Below are 18,765 nucleotides of genomic sequence, written 5' to 3' on the forward strand. Positions count from 1 at the left end.
TGATGCCACTTATCCCTGTTCGACCCGGTTTCTACCCAGATGTTTCGCCCGGTAAAGGGCTTCGTCGGCGCGCTGGAGCACGATGTCGCTACGTTCGCCCGAACGGAACGCACTGATGCCGATCGACAGCGTGATGGTGACGCGCTCGCCCTTGAAATGGAATGGACAGGCTTCTATTGCTGCGCGCAAGGTTTCGGCCAACTGGCAACCTGCCGCCAAGGTTGTCTGCGGTATCAGCATCACGAATTCTTCGCCGCCGAAGCGGGCGATGAAATCCTTGGGACGAAGGCGCTTGCGCAGCACATTGGCAACAATCTTGAGCACCTTGTCGCCGGCCAGGTGACCATAGCTGTCATTGATGCGCTTGAAGTGGTCCAGGTCGAGAATGGCCATCAGCAGGTGCCCACCCTGTTCCTGCCACTGCGCAATCTCCTGATCAACCTGCTCCGCCCAGGCCGCGCGGTTGGGCAGGCCGGTCAGGGGGTCGATCAAGGCTTTTTGCCGCTGCTCTTCCAGGTGTTCGCGATAGCCCATGGCTTCCTGCTCCATGCTCGCCACGCGCTCGGCCAGGCCGTGCAGACGGCTGGCCATTTCCTGCTCGCGCTGATCGCGTTGATGCTTGTGAGCATCCATAGTGCCCAGCAAACCTTCAAGACGGTTTTCCAGGATGTGCTTGAGGCTGTCCAGGTCGGCAGCACCTTGCACGCTGCTTTGCAGACCATCGACTTGCTCGCGCAACTGGTTGTCCAGGTCGCGGGCGGCGGAGGTATTGTCGGCATGACCTTCGCTAGCTTCATGCAGATGGCTCTGGAAGGACTCGAGGCGTTCGTTGAGTTGCTGCAGATAACGCTCGAATTCGTGCTGGCCGCTGTCATTGATCGCCAGCATCAGCACCGCCAGGTCATCGAGCACCGGCAGCAGTTCGTACCAGTTCAGGCCGTGCTCCAGGCGTTCGCGCAGCGACTGGGCCTGAGCTTTGTAGCGCTCGGGCAAGGTCAGGTCGTCGAGCAGGCCGAGCAGGGTTTGTTCGATATGTTCGGCGACGGAACTATAAGTCGGTTCGGTACCGTCCGGCAGGGCGAAGTGAGCTTCCGTGTCCTCAGGCTGGAGGTGGTCAGGTGCTGCCTCTGACTGAGCCTGCGGGCTTGGGTCGACCTCGGCTGCGGCCCCATCAGGGGCATGCTCAAGGATAGACTCGAGCGGCTCGGCATCGGGCTCCGGCACCAGTTGTGGCTCACTCAGCGGATCAGCTTCAACCTCAATGGCTACAGGCGTGTGGGTTGGCACCTGAGGGGTATGCGGATGCTCCGGCGGCAACGGTTGCAGCTCGTCGGCATCAAGCGTCCCGACGTCAAGATCCCTTTCAGGCAACAAGGGTGGAGCCGAGGGCATGCTGGCTCGGAGGGCGACTTCGGCCAGGGCCGGTTGCAGCGCTTCACCCTCTGCTTCCCGAGCACCAAACAAGCGCTGCAACAAGCCTGGACGCGGCGCGTCTTCCGGTCGTTCCAGCGCCGAGAGTGCCTGGTCCTGCAAGCTGCTCAGCTCACCCAGCAACAGCGGCATCTCGCGCGACTGGCTGGCGCGCATCTCGACTTGCTTGGCGAATTTCTTCAGCGAGCGACTGACCTCGCTGGGCAAGGGCATTCGCTGCAGTTGGGCTACCAATGCGGTAAGGGCCGTGCCGACCTGGGCGATGCGGGTTTCGCGGCGCTGCTCGGAATCGAGTACGGCTTTTTCCAGACGCGGAATCAGGCCGGCGAGGGCTGCATCCATGTTGTCGGTGCGGATGACCTCGCGCATTTCCTTCATGCACTGATCCACAGCGCGGTCGCTGCCTTCGGCGGCCAAGGTGCTGCGCACCAGGCCACGGCGCAACAGGTCGAGGCGGGCTTCCCAACGGCGCTCGAGCTTTTCTTGCTGTTCGATACTCTTGAGGTACTTTTCTTTCCAGCGCTGGGCTTCGTCGGTCATGCCTGGGTCCGCAGAGGGGTGATGGCAATTAGCTCAAAGCGGGCAGCGTATCCACAGCGAGGGCATCAGGCAAACGAATCTCAACCGCGACCGGAAGATGATCGGAAATAGGCCGGGCCAGCACCTCGACCCGCTCCAGGGTCAGGCTCGGGCTGAGCAGAATATGATCAAGGCAGCGCTGCGGCCGCCAACTGGGAAAGGTGGCTTGCACCTGGGGAGCGACCAAGCCCAGGTCGCGCAATGGCGAGTGCTCGAGCAGGTCGTTGGCGTGGGTGTTCATGTCGCCCATCAGCACTTGATGGCGGTAACCGCCGATCAACTCACGGATGTAGGCCAACTGCAGGGCGCGGGTCTTGGAACCCAGGGCCAAGTGCATCATGACTACTACCAGCGCATCTTCGCCTTCGCCAAAACGCACCAGGATCGCACCGCGACCGGCCGGACCGGGCAGGGGGTGATCTTCGAGCAATTGGGGCTTGAGTCGGCTGAGGACGCCGTTGCTGTGCTGGGCAAAGCGCCCGAGGTTACGATTGAGCTGCTGATACCAGTAGGGGAAGGCACCCAATTGGGCCAGGTGCTCTACCTGATTCACATACCCGGAGCGCAGGCTGCCACCGTCGGCCTCCTGCAGCGCCACCAGATCGAAGTCGCCCAGCAGCTCTCCGATTTTCTGCAAGTTGCCGGCACGCCCATTGTGCGGTAGCAAGTGCTGCCAGCTCTTGGTCAGGTAGTGCCGGTAACGCTCGGTGCTGATACCGACCTGGATATTGAAACTGAGCAGCCGCAGCCGGCCATCCTCTGGCAGGCCATTGGCCTGCAGGTGATGTTCGTTGACTCGCGGATCGTGCAAGCCAACGCCTCGCTCAGTTCTCCACCGGCGCATGGTAGGCGCCGCTTACTTGGCGGCGCGCTCCTTGGCAATCAACTGGTCGGCGACATTCAGGACACCTTGTGGGCCTTGAGCGGTGCCAAGGTCAAAGCGGTACTTGCCGTTTACGACCATGCTCGGAACGCCGGTGATTTCGTACTTCTTCGCCAATTCCTTGGCTTTCTGCACCTGGCCTTTGATGGCAAAGGAGTTGAAGGTCGCGAGGAACTTCTCCTTGTCGACGCCTTGGGTAGCGAGGAAGTCGGCCATGTCTTCAGGCTTGGTCAGTTGCTTGCGTTGATTCTGGATGGCATCGAACACGGCGGCGTGTACGTCATGTTCCACACCCATCGCCTCGAGTGTCAGGAACATCTGGCCGTGGGCATCCCATGGGCCACCGAACATGGCCGGAATGCGCTTGAAGTTGACATCGGCGGGCAGCTTCTCGGCCCACGGATTCACAACCGGCTCGAAGCTGTAGCAGTGCGGGCAGCCGTACCAGAACAGCTCGACCACTTCGATCTTGCCAGGTACCGACACCGGTACCGGGTTGCTCAGCTCGATGTACTGCTTACCGGCCTCGATAGGCTCTGCGGCCTGCGCGGTCATACCGAATACGCTGGCGGCGACCAGCGTGGCGCTGAGAATCAGATTACGCATGCTTCACTCCTGAGCAGACTATTTGGTCGCCTCGACGCGACCTGTCGTAGGACAGGTCGAGGCGGGCCCGAGTTCGTTAGTGTAACGGCAGCGGGCACAAAAAAGGGCGGCCAAAGCCACCCTTTTCATCTTCACGCCGCAGTATTAACCCTGCGTTAACGTTACTGCGCGGATCAGTGCAGACCCTGGATGTAGCTGGACAGCGCTTCGATGTCCTTGTTGCTCAACTTGGAGGCGATGGTGCGCATGGTGGTGGCATCGCCATCGTTGGTGCGGTTGCCTTCGCGGAAGTCGGTCAGTTGCTTGGCGACGTAGCTGGCATGCTGGCCACCCAGGTGCGGGAAGCCGGCCAGGGCGATGCCCGCGCCGTTAGGCGAGTGACAGCCGGTGCAGGCTGGCAGGCCTTTTTCGACGTCGCCGCCATTGAACAGTGCGCGGCCGCGCTCGACCAGCTTCGGATCCGCCGCACCCACGCTGCCTTTCTGGCTGGAGAAGTAGGCGGCGATATCGGCCAGGTCCTGGTCGCTGAAGGCGGCCAGCATACCGGTCATTTCCAGCACGGTGCGCTTGCCCGACTTGATGTCGTGCAATTGTTTTTCCAGGTACTTTTCACCCTGGCCTGCAAGTTTAGGGAAGTTCGGCGCCAGGCTATTGCCGTCCGGATTGTGGCAGGCGCCACATACAGCAGTTTTGGCCTGACCAGCAGCGGCATCCCCTTTGATAGGCTCTGCGGCAGAGGCAACACCGGTGATGCCCAAGGTCAACAGCAGACTCACGAGTAGTTTGTTCATCAGCTAATCCAACTACGGCTAAGGGTGAAAGAGTTATGTATCGGGACTCTGGCTCATCCACTGGATGATCGCCTGGAAGTCCTCGGCACTGCAGTCCATGCACAATCCACGCGGCGGCATAGCCTTGAAACCCTGGGTGACATGCACCACCAGTACCTCCATACCCTGCGCCAGCCTTGGCTCCCAGGCTCCACGGTCACCCACCTTCGGTGCCTGTGGCAGCTGCCCGGCGTGACAAGCCGCACAACTGCGGTTGTACAACGCCTCGGGATCCTGTGTAGCCTGAGCGCTGAAAAACGGTATCAAGACACCGACAACAAGCAGCCATTTCGTCATGCGAACGACCTTTCAGGGTTGGGGGCTGCACTGCGTTCTAATGCGCAAGCTTGAATCCGAAGCCCCCGTGCACATCCTCCTACGCTGGGATAATGCGCACACAAAATCTGGGGCATTATATACTCCCGTTACTGAAACGGAAACGACACCGCTTGCCGAGCCAGCCTCTGGCAACACCCACACCGGATATCCCATGCAAGTCAAAAACCCCATCCTCGGTCTCTGCCAACAGGCCAAATTCGCCCTCAGTGCTGCCAAGGTCGACCAATGCCCGGATGACCAGGGCTATGAAGTAGCCTTCGCCGGCCGCTCCAACGCCGGCAAGTCCAGCGCCCTGAATACCCTGACCCACGCCAGCCTGGCGCGCACCTCGAAGACCCCGGGGCGCACTCAGCTGTTGAACTTCTTCAGTCTGGACGATGAACGGCGTTTGGTCGACTTGCCGGGTTACGGTTATGCAAAAGTGCCGATCCCGCTCAAGCAGCACTGGCAGAAGCACCTGGAGGCCTATCTGGGCAGCCGCGAGTGTCTCAAGGGCCTGATCCTGATGATGGATGTGCGCCACCCGATGACCGACTTCGACAAGATGATGCTCGACTGGTCCCAAGCGGCCGGCATGCCGATGCACATCCTGCTGACCAAGGCCGACAAGCTGACCTTTGGCGCAGCCAAGAACACCTTGCTCAAAGTGCAGTCGGAAATCCGCAAGGGGTGGGGCGATGCCGTGACCATCCAACTGTTCTCGGCGCCCAAGCGCCAAGGCCTGGAAGAAGCCTACGGGGTGCTGGCCAAGTGGATGGAACTGGCCGACAAGCCCGCAGAATAAGGGCTGCCCGGTAAACGCCGGGCAAAAAAAACCCCGGACTTCGTATGGGGAGGGGGAAGTTCGGGGTTCAAGTTCCGGACCGCTAGGGCGGGGTCCAGATATCTGCCAACACTTAACACAACATAGGAGCATCGAAGGGCTTCACCAGCCATTCAGTTACTCTGAGTCGCAGTTCACCGGTTTAGTTCCGGACGTTTAAAAACTATTTGCGATAAGAGAGGAATTTCTTTCCCGGCCGGGAAATATCACCCCGCAAGCCGCGACGATATGCCGCAGCTTTTCTCCGATTTTCGCCACTTTTTTAGTGCGCTTCGTCCCAGTTTGCCCCTACTCCGACCTCTACCAGCAGCGGAACATCCAGTTGAGCGGCATTGCTCATGTAGGGACGAATCTGTTGGCGCACCTGGTCGACCAAGTCTTCACGCACCTCCAGCACCAATTCGTCATGGACCTGCAGGATCACCCGGGCATCGAGGCCGGACTCGGTGAGCCAGTTATCCACAGCCACCATGGCGCGCTTGATGATGTCGGCGGCCGTGCCCTGCATCGGCGCGTTGATGGCTGTACGCTCGGCGCCCTTGCGCAGGGCCGGGTTCTTCGCGTTGATCTCCGGCAAGTACAGCCGGCGGCCGAACAACGTCTCGACAAAGCCTTGCTCGGCGGCCTGGGCGCGCGTGCGCTCCATATAGGCCAGTACCCCTGGGTAGCGGGCGAAGTAGCGGTCGATGTAAGCCTGGGACTGCTTGCGATCGACACCAATCTGCTTGGCCAGGCCAAAGGCGCTCATGCCATAGATCAGACCGAAGTTGATCGCCTTTGCGCTGCGCCGCAGGTCGGTCGTGACATCGCCAAGCGCCACACCGAACACCTCGGCCGCCGTGGCACGGTGTACGTCCAGGTCGTTGCGGAAGGCATGCAGCAAGCCTTCGTCCTTGGCCAGGTGGGCCATGATGCGCAGCTCGATCTGCGAGTAGTCCGCTGCCAGCAGCTTGTAGCCAGGCGCCGCGACGAACGCCTGGCGGATGCGGCGGCCTTCGGCGGTGCGGATCGGAATGTTCTGCAGGTTCGGATCACTGGACGACAACCGGCCCGTAGCCGCCACCGCCTGCTGGTAAGAGGTATGGATGCGCCCGGTGCGCGGGTTGATCTGCTCCGGCAAGCGGTCGGTGTAGGTACTTTTCAGCTTGCTCAGAGAGCGGTACTGCATCAGCACTTTGGGCAAGGGGAAATCCATCTCGGCCAGTTCCGCCAGCACCGCTTCGGCAGTGGAGGCCTGGCCTTTGGCGGTCTTGCTGAGCACCGGCATGCCGAGTTTGTCGTAGAGAATGACGCCGAGCTGCTTGGGCGAACCCAGGTTGAATTCCTCACCGGCGATCTCGAACGCCTCGCGCTCCAGCTCAACCAGCTTGTCACCCAGCTCCACGCTCTGGATGCCCAACAGGTTGGCGTCTACCAGCGCACCTTGGCGCTCGATCTTGGCCAGCACCGGCACCAGCGGCATCTCGATGTCAGCCAGTACCGGCTGCACACTCGGTACCTTGGCCAGCTTCTGCTGCAGCACCTGATGCAGGCGCAGGGTCACGTCGGCGTCTTCGGCGGCATAGGGGCCGGCCTGCTCCAGAGCGATCTGGTCGAAGGTCAGCTGCTTGGCGCCCTTGCCGGCAATGTCCTGGAAACCGATGGTGGTGTGGTTCAGGTACTTGAGCGCCAGGCTGTCCATGTCGTGACGGGTGGCGGTGGAGTCCAGCACATAGGACTCGAGCATGGTGTCGTAGGCCACGCCCTGCATCAGGATACCGTTGGCAACATCGCCACCGATGGCGCAATTGGCCAGGATGTTCATGTCGTACTTGGCGTTTTGCCCGACCTTGAGCTTGGTCGGGTCTTCCAGCAGCGGCTTGAGCGCCAGCAGAACGCTGTCGCGGTCCAACTGCTCGGGCACCCCCATATAGGAATGGGTCAGCGGTACGTAGGCTGCTTCATGGGCCTGCACGGCGAACGACAAGCCCACCAGTTGAGCCTGCTGCGCATCCAGCCCGGTGGTCTCGGTGTCGAAGGCAAACAGCGGCGCCTGGCGCAGTTTTTCCAGCCAGGCATCAAAGCGAGCCTGATCGAGGATGGTTTCATACCGGGCTTCGACCACAGGCTCAGGCTCGTCGGCGATGATCTCCTGGCCTGCGCGTTTTGCCTCGCGCTGGACTTCATCGATCCAGCTCTTGAACTCCATTTCCGAGTACAGCTCGAGCAGGGCCTCGCGATCCGGCTCGCCGCACACCAGCGCGTCGACTTCCACGTCCAGTGGCACGTCGATCTTGATGGTCGCCAGTTCGTAGGAGAGGAAGGCCGCATCGCGGTGTTCTTCGAGTTTGGCCGGCAGCGTCTTGGCGCCACGAATGGCCAGCCCCGGCACCTTGTCGAGGTTTTCGTAGAGGTCGCGCAGACCGCCACCGATGCCGGTCAGCAGGCCCACGGCCGTTTTTTCGCCCACCCCCGGCACGCCTGGGATGTTGTCGACCTTATCGCCCATCAAGGCGAGGAAATCGATGATGTGCTCAGGACCGACACCGAATTTCTCATGTACGCCAGCCACGTCCAGCACTGTGCCGGTCATGGTGTTGACCAGGGTAATGTGGCCGTCGACCAGCTGTGCCATATCTTTATCACCCGTGGAGATGATCACCGGGCGTCCAGCGGCGGCACTGCTGCGGGCCAGGGTACCGATCACATCATCGGCTTCGACGCCTTCGACGCACAGCAGCGGATAGCCCAGGGCACGAACGCTGGCATGCAGCGGTTCGATCTGTACCCGCAGGTCGTCGGGCATGCTCGGCCGGTTGGCCTTGTACTCGGCGAACATCTCATCGCGGAACGTACCGCCCTTGGCGTCGAACACCACGGCGAACAGGCTGTCCGGGTACTGCTTGCGCAGGCTCTTGAGCATGTTCAGCACGCCTTTGACCGCACCGGTCGGCATGCCCTTTGAAGTGGTCAGCGGCGGCAGCGCGTGAAAGGCACGGTAGAGGTATGAGGAACCGTCCACCAGGACGAGGGGAGCTTGGCTCATGTGCAGAATCAACCTTTTCGACGGGCCCGGCGCTAGAATGTCCGGAACATTGACGACAAAGGGACAAGGTTATCATGCGTACACTAAATCGCCTGTTGCTGCTCGGCCTGTTGGCGGTCACGCCAGCCGTCACCCTGGCTGCGGATGACGCGCCAACGGCCGATCCAGATGTAACCATTCGCACGGAAGGCGATAAGACCATTCAGGAATACCGTCAGAATGGTTTTCTGTATGCCATCAAGGTCACGCCGAAAGGCGGTAAGCCGTACTTCCTGGTGCGCGCCGATGGTTCGGAGGGCAACTTCATCCGCTCCGACCAGCCGGACATGCTGATTCCCTCGTGGAAAATCTTCGAGTGGTAACGCGTACCCCTAACATCAACCTGGCACTTCCCTGCAGAAGTGCCCGTATGGGCAATTTTTGATCATGTCAGTCTTCACCCCCCTGACCCGGCCTGAGCTGGAAACCTTTCTGGCGCCGTACGGCCTGGGTCGCCTGCGGGACTTCCAGGGCATTGCCGCCGGTACCGAGAACAGCAACTTTTTCGTCAGCCTCGAACAGGGTGAGTTTGTGCTGACACTGGTCGAGCGCGGGCCAATCCAGGACCTGCCGTTCTTCATCGAACTGCTCGACGTGCTGCATGAAGCAGACCTGCCGGTGCCCTATGCCTTGCGTGGCAACGACGGCGTGGCGTTGCGCGAGCTGGCCGGCAAACCGGCGCTGCTGCAACCACGCCTGCCGGGCAAGCACATCAAGGACGTCAACAACCAGCACTGCGTTCAGATCGGCGAACTGCTCGGCCACCTGCACCTGGCTACCCGCGACAAGGTGCTGGAGCGCAAGACCGACCGTGGCCTGGAGTGGATGCTGGAGACCGGCGCCGAGCTGATGCCGCGCCTGAACCCACAGCAACGCCCGTTGCTGCAGGCTTGCCTGGGCGAAATCGAGGAACACAAGGCGCAGATCATGGCCCTGCCGCGGGCCAACCTGCACGCCGACCTGTTCCGCGACAACGTGCTGTTCGAAGGCACGCACCTGACCGGCCTGATCGACTTCTACAACGCCTGCTCCGGGCCAATGCTCTATGACCTGGCCATCACCCTCAACGACTGGTGCTGCGACGCTGCCGGGAAGATCGACGGCCCACGGGCGCGGGCGCTGCTGGGGGCTTATGCGGCGCTGCGGCCGTTCACCTCGGCCGAGGCCAACCTGTGGCCGGTGATGCTGCGCATTGCCTGCGTGCGGTTCTGGCTGTCGCGCCTGATTGCTGCAGAATCGTTCGCCGGGATGGACGTACTGATTCACGACCCGGCCGACTTTGAAGTGCGCCTGGCAGCACGCCAGCACGTGGAAATTGCGTTGCCGTTTGCCTTGTAAAGCCATCGCGGGGCAAGCCCGCTCCTGCATGCAGGAGCGGGCTTGCCCCGCGATCAGGGCGCTACAGTTTCTCCAGGCACCCCGCCAAATCGTTCCCCAGCGTCTCCAGCAATTGCTCGTACCCCTGCGCACTGACCGGCGCCGTCCCGCCCAACGCATCCAACTCAGCCAGCGTAACCGGTAGCCCGGCCGTCAAGGTTTCGGCCAGCCGTGGGCGCAACGGCGGCTCGCTGAATACACAGGTCTTGCCCACTTCCTGCAGACGCTTGCGCATCGCCGCCACGTGCTGGGCGCCCGGCTGCACTTCGGCCGCCACACTGAACACACCCGTGTGCTTCAAGCCGTAGGCCGACTCGAAATAATCAAAGGCCTCATGAAACACGAAGTAGGGCTTGCCACTGACACCGGCCAGGCGCTTCTTCAAACGCGCATCCAAGGCATCCAGACGCTCGCCGAAGGCCTTCAGGTTGCCCTGGTAACGGGCGGCATTGGCAGGATCGGCAGTGCTCAGGTCGCTGGCCATCTTCGCGGCGATCACCCGGGCATTGACCGAAGATAGCCACAGGTGGGCATCCAGGCTGCCAGGACGATGATCGTGATCATGCTCGTCGGCATTGTCGTCGTGATCGTGGGAATGGCTGTCTTCACCAAAGTGGCGCAACTGCAGGCCCGACAGGCCCTGCACGGCAACGCTCGACTTGCTGCGGCCCTTGAGTACCCGCGGCAGGAAACCTTCCATGTCAGGACCAATCCAGTACAGCAGGTCGAAATCATTGACCCGCCGTACGTCGGAAGGACGCAACGCATAGTGATGCGGGGACGCCCCCGGTGGGAGCAGCACTTCAGGGCTGCCTACGCCCTCCTGAACCGCCGCAGCGATCTGTTGCAGCGGCTTGATGCTGGTCAGGACACGCACTTCGGCCTGTGCCTGGGCCATCACCAGGGTGGCGATAAAAGCGACAAATAGGGCAAAAAATCGGGACACGATGACCACTCAAAGGGGCAGGAACAGGTAACATAATAACGTCTCTAATCAGAAGCGTCGCTGCCCATGCCTAAAACCCCGCTGGCCAACCGCCCCCACGACCACTCCCATTGCGTACACAGCGCCCTGGCCGAGGCCGATGCCCTGTGTGCGCGCCAGGGCCTGCGCCTGACTGCCTTGCGCCGCCGTGTGCTGGAGCTGGTCTGGCAGAGCCACAAGCCACTGGGCGCCTACGACATCCTCGCCGTACTGAGCGAGCAGGACGGTCGCCGGGCAGCACCGCCCACGGTCTACCGCGCCCTGGATTTTCTCCTGGAAAACAGCCTGGTGCACCGTATCGCGTCGCTTAACGCGTTCATGGGCTGCAGCCACCCGGAACATGCCCACCAGGGCCAGTTCCTGATCTGCCGCGCGTGCCATGTAGCGATCGAGCTTGAGCAGACCAGCATCAGCGACGCCATCGTTGCCAGCGCCAAGGACGTCGGGTTCAGCGTCGAAACGCAGACCGTCGAAGTCGTCGGCCTGTGCGGCAACTGTCGGAGCGCCTGATGAGCAACGCGTTGATTCGCCTTGAACAGGTTGGCGTGGCCTTCTCCGGCCAGGCGGTGCTCGACAGCATTGACCTGGCGGTGGAGCCCGGGCAAATCGTAACCCTGATCGGCCCCAATGGCGCCGGCAAGACCACCCTGGTGCGTGCCGTACTCGGCCTGCTCAAGCCGCACACCGGCAAAGTCTGGCGCAAACCGCGACTGCGCATCGGCTACATGCCGCAAAAGCTGCAGGTGGATGCAACGCTGCCACTGTCGGTACTGCGCTTTTTGCGTCTGGTACCGGGTGTAGATCGGGCCGCAGCGCTGGCGGCACTCAATGAGGTCGGCGCCGAACAGGTGATCGACAGCCCGATCCAGAACATTTCCGGCGGCGAGATGCAGCGCGTGCTGCTGGCTCGTGCGCTGCTGCGCGAGCCTGAACTGCTGGTGCTCGACGAACCGGTGCAAGGTGTCGATGTGGCTGGCCAGGCCGAGTTGTACAGCTTGATCACTCGCCTGCGCGACCGCCACGGCTGCGGCGTGCTGATGGTTTCCCATGACCTGCACCTGGTCATGAGCACCACCGACCAGGTGGTCTGCCTGAACCGCCACGTCTGCTGCTCCGGGCACCCGGAGCAGGTCAGCGGCGACCCGGCCTTTGTCGAGCTGTTCGGCAGCAATGCACCAAGCCTTGCGATCTACCATCACCATCACGACCACGCCCATGACCTGCATGGTTCGGTGGTTACCCCGGCCCAAGGCGGGCACGTACACGGAGAACACTGCAAGCATGGCTGATTTTCTGCTCTACGCCCTGCTCGCAGGCCTGGCCCTGGCCGTGGTTGCCGGCCCGCTGGGCTCCTTCGTGGTTTGGCGACGCATGGCCTATTTTGGCGACACCCTGTCTCACGCCGCGCTGCTGGGCGTGGCCCTGGGCTTCGTGCTGGACATCAGCCCGGCGCTGGCGGTCACGGTCGGCTGTTTGCTGCTGGCGATCCTGCTGGTGACCCTGCAACAACGCCAACCGCTGGCATCCGACACCCTGCTGGGGATTCTCGCCCCGAGCACCCTGTCGCTGGGCCTGGTAGTTTTGAGCTTCATGCATGATGTGCGCATCGACCTGATGGCTTACCTGTTCGGCGACCTGCTGGCGATCAGCCCGGGCGACCTGGTCTGGATCCTCGGTGGCAGCGCCGCAGTGCTACTGCTGCTGGTGGCGCTGTGGCGGCCACTGCTGGCCGTGACCGTGCATGAAGAGCTGGCCATGGTCGAAGGCCTGCCGGTGGCGGCGCTGCGCCTGGCACTGATGTTGTTGATTGCGGTGGTGATCGCCGTGGCGATGAAGATCGTCGGCGTGCTACTGATCACTTCGCTGCTGATCATCCCGGCCGCTGCGGCCCAGCGCCACGCCCGCTCGCCCGAGCAAATGGCCCTGGGCGCCAGCCTGCTTGGCGTCACGGCCGTCTGCGGCGGCCTGGCGCTGTCCTGGTTCAAGGACACGCCGGCCGGCCCGTCGATCGTGGTCTGTGCGGCAGTGCTATTCTTGCTGAGCCTGGCCTGGCCCCGGCGCTGACCCGCAGGGTGCAGCCCCAGCGGTTGCATCCTGCAGCCTGTAAATCATGCAGGGCCTCAAGAATTATTTTCGAGTCTGCGGACTGGGTGTAGACTTGCTCGCTTTTTGCGCAAATAGAGAGTCGCAGGAATGAAGCCGTTCGCCTCCCGTTATCTGCTCCTTGCCGCGTTTTCCCTGATCCTGGCGGCGTGCTCCAGCACCCCGGCCGACAACGCCGCAATCCCTGCTCAGGCCGATGCCTGGCAGCAGTTGGAGCAAAGCATTGCCAGCAGCGAGCTGGCCACCGCTGAAGACCAGTTGGCCGCGCTGCAGGCCCAGGCGCCCAACGACAGCCGTGTCGAGCAATACCAGCGCCAGTTGGCCGAAGCGTATCTGCAACGCAGCCAGATCGTCCTGCAGAAGGGCGACGTCAATGCCGCAGCCACCGCGCTGAGCCGTGCCCGTGCGCTGATGCCCAAGGCACCGGCACTCACCGGAGGGGTCAACGGTGCCATTGCCCAGGCCCGCAAGGCCGAACTGGAAAAAGCCGAAGCGGCTCTCAAGGCTGCCGAAGCCCGGCCCAAGACCCGGGTAATCGACCCGACCGCACCGAGCACCGTCATCGCACTGAAGACGCGCAACATTGCTCAGATGCGCAAGCAACTCGATGATATCGCCGCCGATGTGGTGAATTATCAATGCGACGTGGTGTTCCAGGTGCCGCGCAAAGATGACGCACCGTGGCTCAAGACCTTGCTGAGCAAGCGCGTGAACAAGCTCGATAGCGCATTCGCCCTTGAGCAGTCCCACGAAATCCATCGCGACCAGCCTGCCCAGGTGGTGTTGATACCTCGCCGTCCATGAGTGATCGGGTGCCCACGCGGGCACCCGGATCCAGCCCCTAGGCCGGTATCGCCTGGGCTGCAGCCTCCCGCTCCCACACCCGATGCTTGCTGATGGCCTGGATGAACGCCTGGAAGGTTTTCGGGTCGTCGCCCAAGAGCAAACCGCTATCGGTTTTCAATCCCAAGCTGTCGAGCAATGCCTGGGCCTCTTTGGCCAAGCCCATCGGCTTGAGGTGCTTGTAGGCTTCGAGCAGAAAATGCAGCGCCACGCCGTTGCCCGACAGCGCCTGCAACGACGCCGTGCCGGCTGGCACCCACACCGCATCGAATGCCACCGAGGGCAGCCCCTCCATCGAAGCGTCCACCACCAACGCCTTGCCCTGGGCGGTCTTGACCGCCGCCGAGGTCGGGCCAAGCAGCTTGATCTGGGCACTTTCAGCCTCCAGCGCCTTGACCAGCCCATCGACACTGTCGCCGTCCACCCCATCGGCGACCAGCACCGCGACCTTGCGCCCCTTGATTCCCTCGCCCAGCAGGTTCAACTGACTCAGCGCAGGGGATTGCTTCAGGCGGGTCTCGGGAACCTGCACCGTGCCTTTTTTCGGCGCAGGCAAGCCGAGGTTCTCGGCCACCCGCTTTGCCAGCTTCAGGTCGATATTGGCGAGGATCTCGTTCACTTCCCGGGCGCGGATGTGCTCGCGCTCCACCTTGCCCAGCTCGAAACTGTAGGCACTGATGATGTGCTCCTGCTCAGTCTTGCTCATGCTGTTGAAGAATAACCGTGCCTGCGAGAAATGGTCGGCAAACGAGGGGCTGCGCTGGCGTACCTTGTGCGCCTCGATCCGTTCAGGGTACGACTCGAAGCCGCCATCGCTGGTCGCCGGTGGTGTTTCCTTCGGCCAACCACCATCGATTGAATTCGGCTCGTACGAGGCCCGCCCCTTGTCCAGCGTCACTCGGTGCTGCGCGTCGCGCTGGCCGTTGTGATTCGGCGCAAGCGGGCGGTTGATCGGTATTTCATGGAAGTTCGGTCCGCCCAGGCGGCTGATCTGGGTATCGGTGTAGGAAAACAGCCGGCCCTGTAACAGCGGATCGTTGGAAAAGTCGATGCCAGGGACAATATGCCCGGGGCAGAAGGCAACCTGTTCGGTTTCAGCAAAAAAATTGTCGGGGTTGCGGTCGAGCACCATCTTGCCCAACGGCGTCACCGGCACCAGCTCTTCAGGAATGATCTTGGTCGGGTCGAGCAAGTCGAAGTCGAACTTGTGCTCATCCGCCTCCGGCACGATCTGCACGCCGAACTCCCATTCCGGGTAGTTGCCGGTTTCAATGGCTTCCCACAAGTCACGACGGTGATAGTCAGTGTCCTTGCCGGCCAGCTTCTGCGCTTCGTCCCAGAGCAGCGAACAGACACCCGCCTTGGGCTTCCAGTGAAACTTGACGAAGTGCGACTCGCCCTTGGCGTTGATCATGCGAAACGTGTGCACGCCAAAGCCCTGCATGGTGCGCAGGCTTTTCGGGATGGCCCGGTCGGACATCGCCCAGATCACCATGTGCGCCGACTCCGGCACCAGCGAGACGAAGTCCCAGAACGTGTCATGGGCCGAGCCGCCAGTCGGCATTTCGTTGTGGGGCTCGGGTTTTACTGCATGGACGAAGTCGGGGAACTTGATCGCATCCTGGATGAAAAACACTGGCATGTTGTTGCCCACCAGGTCGAAGTTGCCTTCCTCAGTAAAGAACTTCACCGCAAAGCCGCGCACATCGCGCACGGTATCGCCAGAGCCGCGTGGCCCCTGGACGGTGGAAAAGCGTACGAATACCGGGGTGATTTTCTCCGGGTCCTGCAGGAACCCCGCCTTGGTCAGCGCTGCATGGGACTGGTAGGCCTGGAAGTAGCCATGGGCACCGGTACCCCGGGCATGGACGATGCGCTCAGGAATACGCTCGTGGTCAAAGTGCGTGATCTTCTCACGCATGATGAAGTCTTCCAGCAACGATGGCCCACGGTCCCCGGCCTTCAAGGTGTTCTGGTTGTCGGCGACCTTGACGCCCTGGTTGGTGCGCAAGGCCTGGCCGGTGGCGTCGCTACGAAAGCCTTCCAGGCTCTGCAGCTTGGCGTTGGTGTTGGCCCGGTCCGGCGTCTGGGTGCCGGCCAGTTGACTTTCCTTGGGCGGATTCTTCTTGCTGGGCATTGGAACGCTCTCCTCGATCAGTCTTGGTTCGACCCCACGGCGGGCCCTTTCAGTAGTGACTGGCCAGGCCCTGCGAGCGTTCATTCGGATTGACCACTGATCGTGATATTCCCGTAGCATTGGTCTATTACGAAATAAATGCTAAGAACCTCTATACGAACAGGCTAAAATGCGCGCCCGGCTAACCGCTGACCAAATTTCCATGCGCCCCACAAGGTTCGCTACGTGATCGAGTTTCAAAATGTGCATAAAACCTACCGCGTCGCCGGTAGGGACATCCCCGCGCTGCACCCGACCAACCTGAGTGTCGAAGACGGCCAGGTGTTCGGCCTGATCGGCCATTCCGGCGCCGGTAAAAGTACCCTGCTGCGCCTGATCAACCGCCTTGAAGCGCCAAGCGGCGGCAAGATCATTGTCGACGGTGAAGACGTCACCGCGTTCAATGCCAACGACCTGCGTCGTTTTCGCCAACAAGTCGGGATGATCTTCCAGCACTTCAACTTGCTGGCCTCCAAGACCGTGGCCGACAACGTCGCCCTGCCACTGACCCTGGCCGGCGAGCTGTCGCGCAAGGACATCGACGCCCGCGTCAACGAATTGCTGGCCCGCGTTGGTCTTTCCGACCATGCCAGGAAGTATCCTGCGCAGTTGTCTGGCGGCCAGAAGCAGCGCGTCGGCATCGCCCGCGCCTTGGCCACCAAGCCGAAGATCCTGCTGTGCGACGAGGCCACCAGTGCGCTCGACCCGCAAACGACTGCCTCGGTGCTGCAATTGCTGGCCGAGATCAACCGCGAGCTGAAGCTGACCATCGTACTGATCACCCATGAAATGGACGTGATCCGCCGGGTCTGCGACTGCGTGGCCGTCATGGACGCCGGGAAGATCGTCGAGATGGGCCCGGTTGCCGATGTGTTCCTGCACCCGCAACACCCGACCACCAAGCGTTTCGTCCAGGAAGACGAGCAGATCGACGAAGCCGAGCAGCGCGACGACTTCGCCCACGTGCCAGGCCGAATCATCCGCCTGACCTTCCAGGGCGACGCTACCTACGCGCCGCTGCTGGGCACCGTGGCCCGGGAAACCGGTGTGGACTACAGCATCCTCGCGGGCCGCATCGACCGCATCAAAGACACCCCTTATGGGCAGCTGACCCTGGCCGTCACCGGCGGCGACATGGAAGCGGCGTTTGCCCGCTTCACAGCGGCTGATGTTCATATGGAGGTACTGCGTTAATGGAATTCCTGAGTTTCTTTGCCAACGTCGACTGGGCTGAAATCTGGCTGGCCACCGTCGATACCATGATCATGCTGTTCGGCTCACTGTTCTTTACCGTGCTGCTGGGCCTGCCCTTGGGTGTGCTGCTGTTCCTGTGCGGCCCACGTCAATTGTTCGAACAGAAGGGCGTGTATGCCCTGTTGTCGCTGGTGGTCAACATCCTGCGCTCGTTGCCGTTCATCATCCTGCTGATCGTGATGATTCCGTTCACGGTGCTGATTACCGGCACCTCGCTGGGTGTCGCCGGGGCCATCCCGCCGCTGGTAGTCGGTGCCACGCCGTTCTTCGCCCGCCTGGTGGAAACCGCCCTGCGCGAGGTGGACCGCGGCATTATCGAAGCGACCCAGTCGATGGGCGCCACCACTCGCCAGATCATCATGAACGCCCTGCTGCCGGAGGCCCGCCCGGGTATCTTCGCGGCCATCACCGTCACCGCCATCACCCTGGTGTCCTACACCGCAATGGCCGGTGTAGTGGGTGCCGGCGGCCTGGGTGACCTGGCGATCCGCTTTGGTTACCAACGCTTCCAGACCGACGTCATGATTGTCACCGTGGTCCTGCTGCTGATCCTGGTTCAAGTACTGCAGAGCGTGGGCGACAAACTGGTTGTGCATTTTTCCCGTAAGTAACCCCATGGGTCGGCGACGCCGACGCACCGGGGGCCGGACCGGCCCTCACAAGGAGTGATTTGATGAAAAAGCTGCTTGCTGTTGTTGCCGCCGTCGCGGCCTTCTCCGCCCAGGCCGAGACCCTGACCGTGGCCGCCACCCCGGTGCCGCACGCCGAGATCCTCGAGTTCGTCAAACCGGCCCTGGCCAAAGAAGGCGTGGACCTGAAGGTGAAAGTGTTCACCGACTACATCCAGCCGAACGTACAGGTTGCCGAAAAACGCCTGGACGCCAACTTCTTCCAGCACCAACCGTACCTGGATGAGTTCAACAAGGCCAAGGGCACTCACCTGGTCAGCGTTGCCGGTGTCCACCTGGAGCCCCTGGGCGCGTACTCCAGCAAGTACAAGAAGCTCGACGAGCTGCCATCGACCGCCACCGTGGTCATCCCCAACGATGCCACCAACGGCGGCCGTGCCCTGTTGCTGCTGGACAAGTCCGGTGTGATCAAGCTCAAGGACAACACCAACATCCTGTCCACCGTCAAGGACATCACCGAGAACAGCAAGAACCTCAAGTTCCGTGAGCTGGAAGCGGCGACCATCCCGCGCGTGCTGACCCAGGTCGACCTGGCGCTGATCAACACCAATTACGCGCTGGAAGCCAAGCTGAACCCTGAAAAGGACGCACTGGTCATCGAAGGCAGCGACTCGCCTTACGTGAACATTCTGGTAACCCGTGAAGACAACAAGGATGCCGACGCGGTGAAGAAGCTGGTTGCAGCCCTGCACACTCCGGAAGTGAAGAAGTTCATCGAAGAGAAGTACAAAGGCGCGGTCAAGCCGGCGTTCTGATGCTGTAATCAATCGCGGGGCAAGCCCG

General features: G+C 61.8%; 18 protein-coding genes. 10 read left to right on the forward strand and 8 right to left on the reverse strand.

Annotated features, from left to right (window positions below; all coding sequences use genetic code 11):
- Window positions 1-9 precede the first annotated feature (9 nt).
- The 5 genes from ABVN19_RS22150 to ABVN19_RS22170 form a co-directional block, all read right to left on the reverse strand.
- Window positions 10-1,971 carry a GGDEF domain-containing protein gene (locus tag ABVN19_RS22150; RefSeq protein ID WP_105641140.1) on the reverse strand — a complete coding sequence of 654 codons (1,962 nt, stop codon included), beginning with the start codon at window positions 1,969-1,971 and terminating at the stop codon, window positions 10-12.
- A 28-nt stretch (window positions 1,972-1,999) separates the two neighbouring features.
- The gene (locus ABVN19_RS22155) at window positions 2,000-2,854 is read right to left on the reverse strand and encodes an endonuclease/exonuclease/phosphatase family protein (RefSeq protein WP_028942651.1); all 855 of its coding nucleotides are present in this window, start codon (window positions 2,852-2,854) and stop codon (window positions 2,000-2,002) included.
- Window positions 2,855-2,866: 12 nt separating this feature from the next.
- Window positions 2,867-3,499 carry a thiol:disulfide interchange protein DsbA gene (gene dsbA, locus ABVN19_RS22160; protein ID WP_028942650.1) on the reverse strand — a complete coding sequence of 211 codons (633 nt, stop codon included), beginning with the start codon at window positions 3,497-3,499 and terminating at the stop codon, window positions 2,867-2,869.
- Between the two features lie 173 nt (window positions 3,500-3,672).
- On the reverse strand, window positions 3,673-4,290 hold the full coding sequence (locus tag ABVN19_RS22165) for a c-type cytochrome (RefSeq protein WP_028942649.1): 618 nt from the start codon (window positions 4,288-4,290) through the stop codon (window positions 3,673-3,675).
- Between the two features lie 33 nt (window positions 4,291-4,323).
- Window positions 4,324-4,626: a cytochrome c5 family protein gene (locus tag ABVN19_RS22170; RefSeq protein WP_028942648.1), complete on the reverse strand. Its 303-nt coding sequence runs from the start codon at window positions 4,624-4,626 to the stop codon at window positions 4,324-4,326.
- Window positions 4,627-4,819: 193 nt separating this feature from the next.
- On the opposite strand from ABVN19_RS22170, the gene yihA reads away from it, so the two are divergent.
- Window positions 4,820-5,452, forward strand: a complete 633-nt coding sequence (yihA, locus tag ABVN19_RS22175; RefSeq protein ID WP_101293813.1) for a ribosome biogenesis GTP-binding protein YihA/YsxC — start codon at window positions 4,820-4,822, stop codon at window positions 5,450-5,452.
- A 301-nt stretch (window positions 5,453-5,753) separates the two neighbouring features.
- On the opposite strand, the gene polA is transcribed toward yihA, so the two are convergent.
- Window positions 5,754-8,516: a DNA polymerase I gene (gene polA / locus ABVN19_RS22180; protein WP_105641139.1), complete on the reverse strand. Its 2,763-nt coding sequence runs from the start codon at window positions 8,514-8,516 to the stop codon at window positions 5,754-5,756.
- Between the two features lie 74 nt (window positions 8,517-8,590).
- Here polA and ABVN19_RS22185 point away from each other — a divergent pair, with 74 nt between their 5' ends.
- Together ABVN19_RS22185 and ABVN19_RS22190 are read left to right on the forward strand one after the other, a co-directional pair.
- The gene (locus ABVN19_RS22185; RefSeq protein WP_028942645.1) at window positions 8,591-8,878 is read left to right on the forward strand and encodes a DUF2782 domain-containing protein; all 288 of its coding nucleotides are present in this window, start codon (window positions 8,591-8,593) and stop codon (window positions 8,876-8,878) included.
- Window positions 8,879-8,942: 64 nt separating this feature from the next.
- Window positions 8,943-9,893 (forward strand): homoserine kinase, encoded by a 951-nt coding sequence (locus ABVN19_RS22190; RefSeq protein ID WP_028942644.1) that lies wholly within the window; start codon window positions 8,943-8,945, stop codon window positions 9,891-9,893.
- 61 nt (window positions 9,894-9,954) lie between these two features.
- Here ABVN19_RS22190 and ABVN19_RS22195 read toward each other — a convergent pair whose 3' ends face one another.
- A complete protein-coding gene (locus tag ABVN19_RS22195) occupies window positions 9,955-10,878 on the reverse strand; it encodes a zinc ABC transporter substrate-binding protein ZnuA (protein WP_028942643.1) in 924 nt (307 codons plus the stop codon).
- 66 nt (window positions 10,879-10,944) lie between these two features.
- On the opposite strand from ABVN19_RS22195, the gene zur reads away from it, so the two are divergent.
- The 4 genes from zur to ABVN19_RS22215 all read left to right on the forward strand — a co-directional run bounded on the left by zur (window position 10,945) and on the right by ABVN19_RS22215 (window position 13,824).
- On the forward strand, window positions 10,945-11,427 hold the full coding sequence (gene zur / locus ABVN19_RS22200) for a zinc uptake transcriptional repressor Zur (protein WP_028942642.1): 483 nt from the start codon (window positions 10,945-10,947) through the stop codon (window positions 11,425-11,427).
- Entirely contained in the window at window positions 11,427-12,206 is a 780-nt protein-coding gene (gene znuC, locus ABVN19_RS22205) for a zinc ABC transporter ATP-binding protein ZnuC (RefSeq protein ID WP_028942641.1), read from the forward strand. Before zur ends, znuC begins: the two co-directional genes overlap by 1 nt.
- Window positions 12,199-12,981: a zinc ABC transporter permease subunit ZnuB gene (gene znuB / locus ABVN19_RS22210; RefSeq protein WP_028942640.1), complete on the forward strand. Its 783-nt coding sequence runs from the start codon at window positions 12,199-12,201 to the stop codon at window positions 12,979-12,981. The genes znuC and znuB overlap by 8 nt, the downstream gene beginning before the upstream one ends.
- A gap of 129 nt (window positions 12,982-13,110) precedes the next feature.
- On the forward strand, window positions 13,111-13,824 hold the full coding sequence (locus ABVN19_RS22215; RefSeq protein WP_028942639.1) for a PA5502 family lipoprotein: 714 nt from the start codon (window positions 13,111-13,113) through the stop codon (window positions 13,822-13,824).
- A 37-nt stretch (window positions 13,825-13,861) separates the two neighbouring features.
- On the opposite strand, the gene katE is transcribed toward ABVN19_RS22215, so the two are convergent.
- A complete protein-coding gene (gene katE, locus ABVN19_RS22220) occupies window positions 13,862-16,120 on the reverse strand; it encodes a catalase HPII (protein WP_353632772.1) in 2,259 nt (752 codons plus the stop codon).
- A gap of 105 nt (window positions 16,121-16,225) precedes the next feature.
- On the opposite strand from katE, the gene ABVN19_RS22225 reads away from it, so the two are divergent.
- The 3 genes from ABVN19_RS22225 (at window position 16,226) to ABVN19_RS22235 (ending at window position 18,737) form a co-directional block, all read left to right on the forward strand.
- Entirely contained in the window at window positions 16,226-17,233 is a 1,008-nt protein-coding gene (locus ABVN19_RS22225; RefSeq protein ID WP_028942637.1) for a methionine ABC transporter ATP-binding protein, read from the forward strand.
- Window positions 17,233-17,904 carry a methionine ABC transporter permease gene (locus ABVN19_RS22230; protein ID WP_028942636.1) on the forward strand — a complete coding sequence of 224 codons (672 nt, stop codon included), beginning with the start codon at window positions 17,233-17,235 and terminating at the stop codon, window positions 17,902-17,904. The genes ABVN19_RS22225 and ABVN19_RS22230 overlap by 1 nt, the downstream gene beginning before the upstream one ends.
- Before the next feature lie 62 nt (window positions 17,905-17,966).
- Window positions 17,967-18,737 carry a MetQ/NlpA family ABC transporter substrate-binding protein gene (locus ABVN19_RS22235; RefSeq protein WP_028942635.1) on the forward strand — a complete coding sequence of 257 codons (771 nt, stop codon included), beginning with the start codon at window positions 17,967-17,969 and terminating at the stop codon, window positions 18,735-18,737.
- Window positions 18,738-18,765: the final 28 nt, after the last annotated feature.

The sequence above is a fragment of the Pseudomonas vranovensis genome (genome assembly GCF_040438935.1).
Classification (GTDB): domain Bacteria; phylum Pseudomonadota; class Gammaproteobacteria; order Pseudomonadales; family Pseudomonadaceae; genus Aquipseudomonas; species Aquipseudomonas vranovensis.

Coding starts and splice junctions, on each gene's coding strand:
- ABVN19_RS22150 (WP_105641140.1), bottom strand. CDS start 1,971: ATGACCGACGAAGCCCAGCGCTGGAAAGAAAAGTACCTCAAGAGTATC.
- ABVN19_RS22155 (WP_028942651.1), bottom strand. CDS start 2,854: ATGCGCCGGTGGAGAACTGAGCGAGGCGTTGGCTTGCACGATCCGCGA.
- dsbA (WP_028942650.1), bottom strand. CDS start 3,499: ATGCGTAATCTGATTCTCAGCGCCACGCTGGTCGCCGCCAGCGTATTC.
- ABVN19_RS22165 (WP_028942649.1), bottom strand. CDS start 4,290: ATGAACAAACTACTCGTGAGTCTGCTGTTGACCTTGGGCATCACCGGT.
- ABVN19_RS22170 (WP_028942648.1), bottom strand. CDS start 4,626: ATGACGAAATGGCTGCTTGTTGTCGGTGTCTTGATACCGTTTTTCAGC.
- yihA (WP_101293813.1), top strand. CDS start 4,820: ATGCAAGTCAAAAACCCCATCCTCGGTCTCTGCCAACAGGCCAAATTC.
- polA (WP_105641139.1), bottom strand. CDS start 8,516: ATGAGCCAAGCTCCCCTCGTCCTGGTGGACGGTTCCTCATACCTCTAC.
- ABVN19_RS22185 (WP_028942645.1), top strand. CDS start 8,591: ATGCGTACACTAAATCGCCTGTTGCTGCTCGGCCTGTTGGCGGTCACG.
- ABVN19_RS22190 (WP_028942644.1), top strand. CDS start 8,943: ATGTCAGTCTTCACCCCCCTGACCCGGCCTGAGCTGGAAACCTTTCTG.
- zur (WP_028942642.1), top strand. CDS start 10,945: ATGCCTAAAACCCCGCTGGCCAACCGCCCCCACGACCACTCCCATTGC.
- znuC (WP_028942641.1), top strand. CDS start 11,427: ATGAGCAACGCGTTGATTCGCCTTGAACAGGTTGGCGTGGCCTTCTCC.
- znuB (WP_028942640.1), top strand. CDS start 12,199: ATGGCTGATTTTCTGCTCTACGCCCTGCTCGCAGGCCTGGCCCTGGCC.
- ABVN19_RS22215 (WP_028942639.1), top strand. CDS start 13,111: ATGAAGCCGTTCGCCTCCCGTTATCTGCTCCTTGCCGCGTTTTCCCTG.
- katE (WP_353632772.1), bottom strand. CDS start 16,120: ATGCTACGGGAATATCACGATCAGTGGTCAATCCGAATGAACGCTCGC.
- ABVN19_RS22230 (WP_028942636.1), top strand. CDS start 17,233: ATGGAATTCCTGAGTTTCTTTGCCAACGTCGACTGGGCTGAAATCTGG.
- ABVN19_RS22235 (WP_028942635.1), top strand. CDS start 17,967: ATGAAAAAGCTGCTTGCTGTTGTTGCCGCCGTCGCGGCCTTCTCCGCC.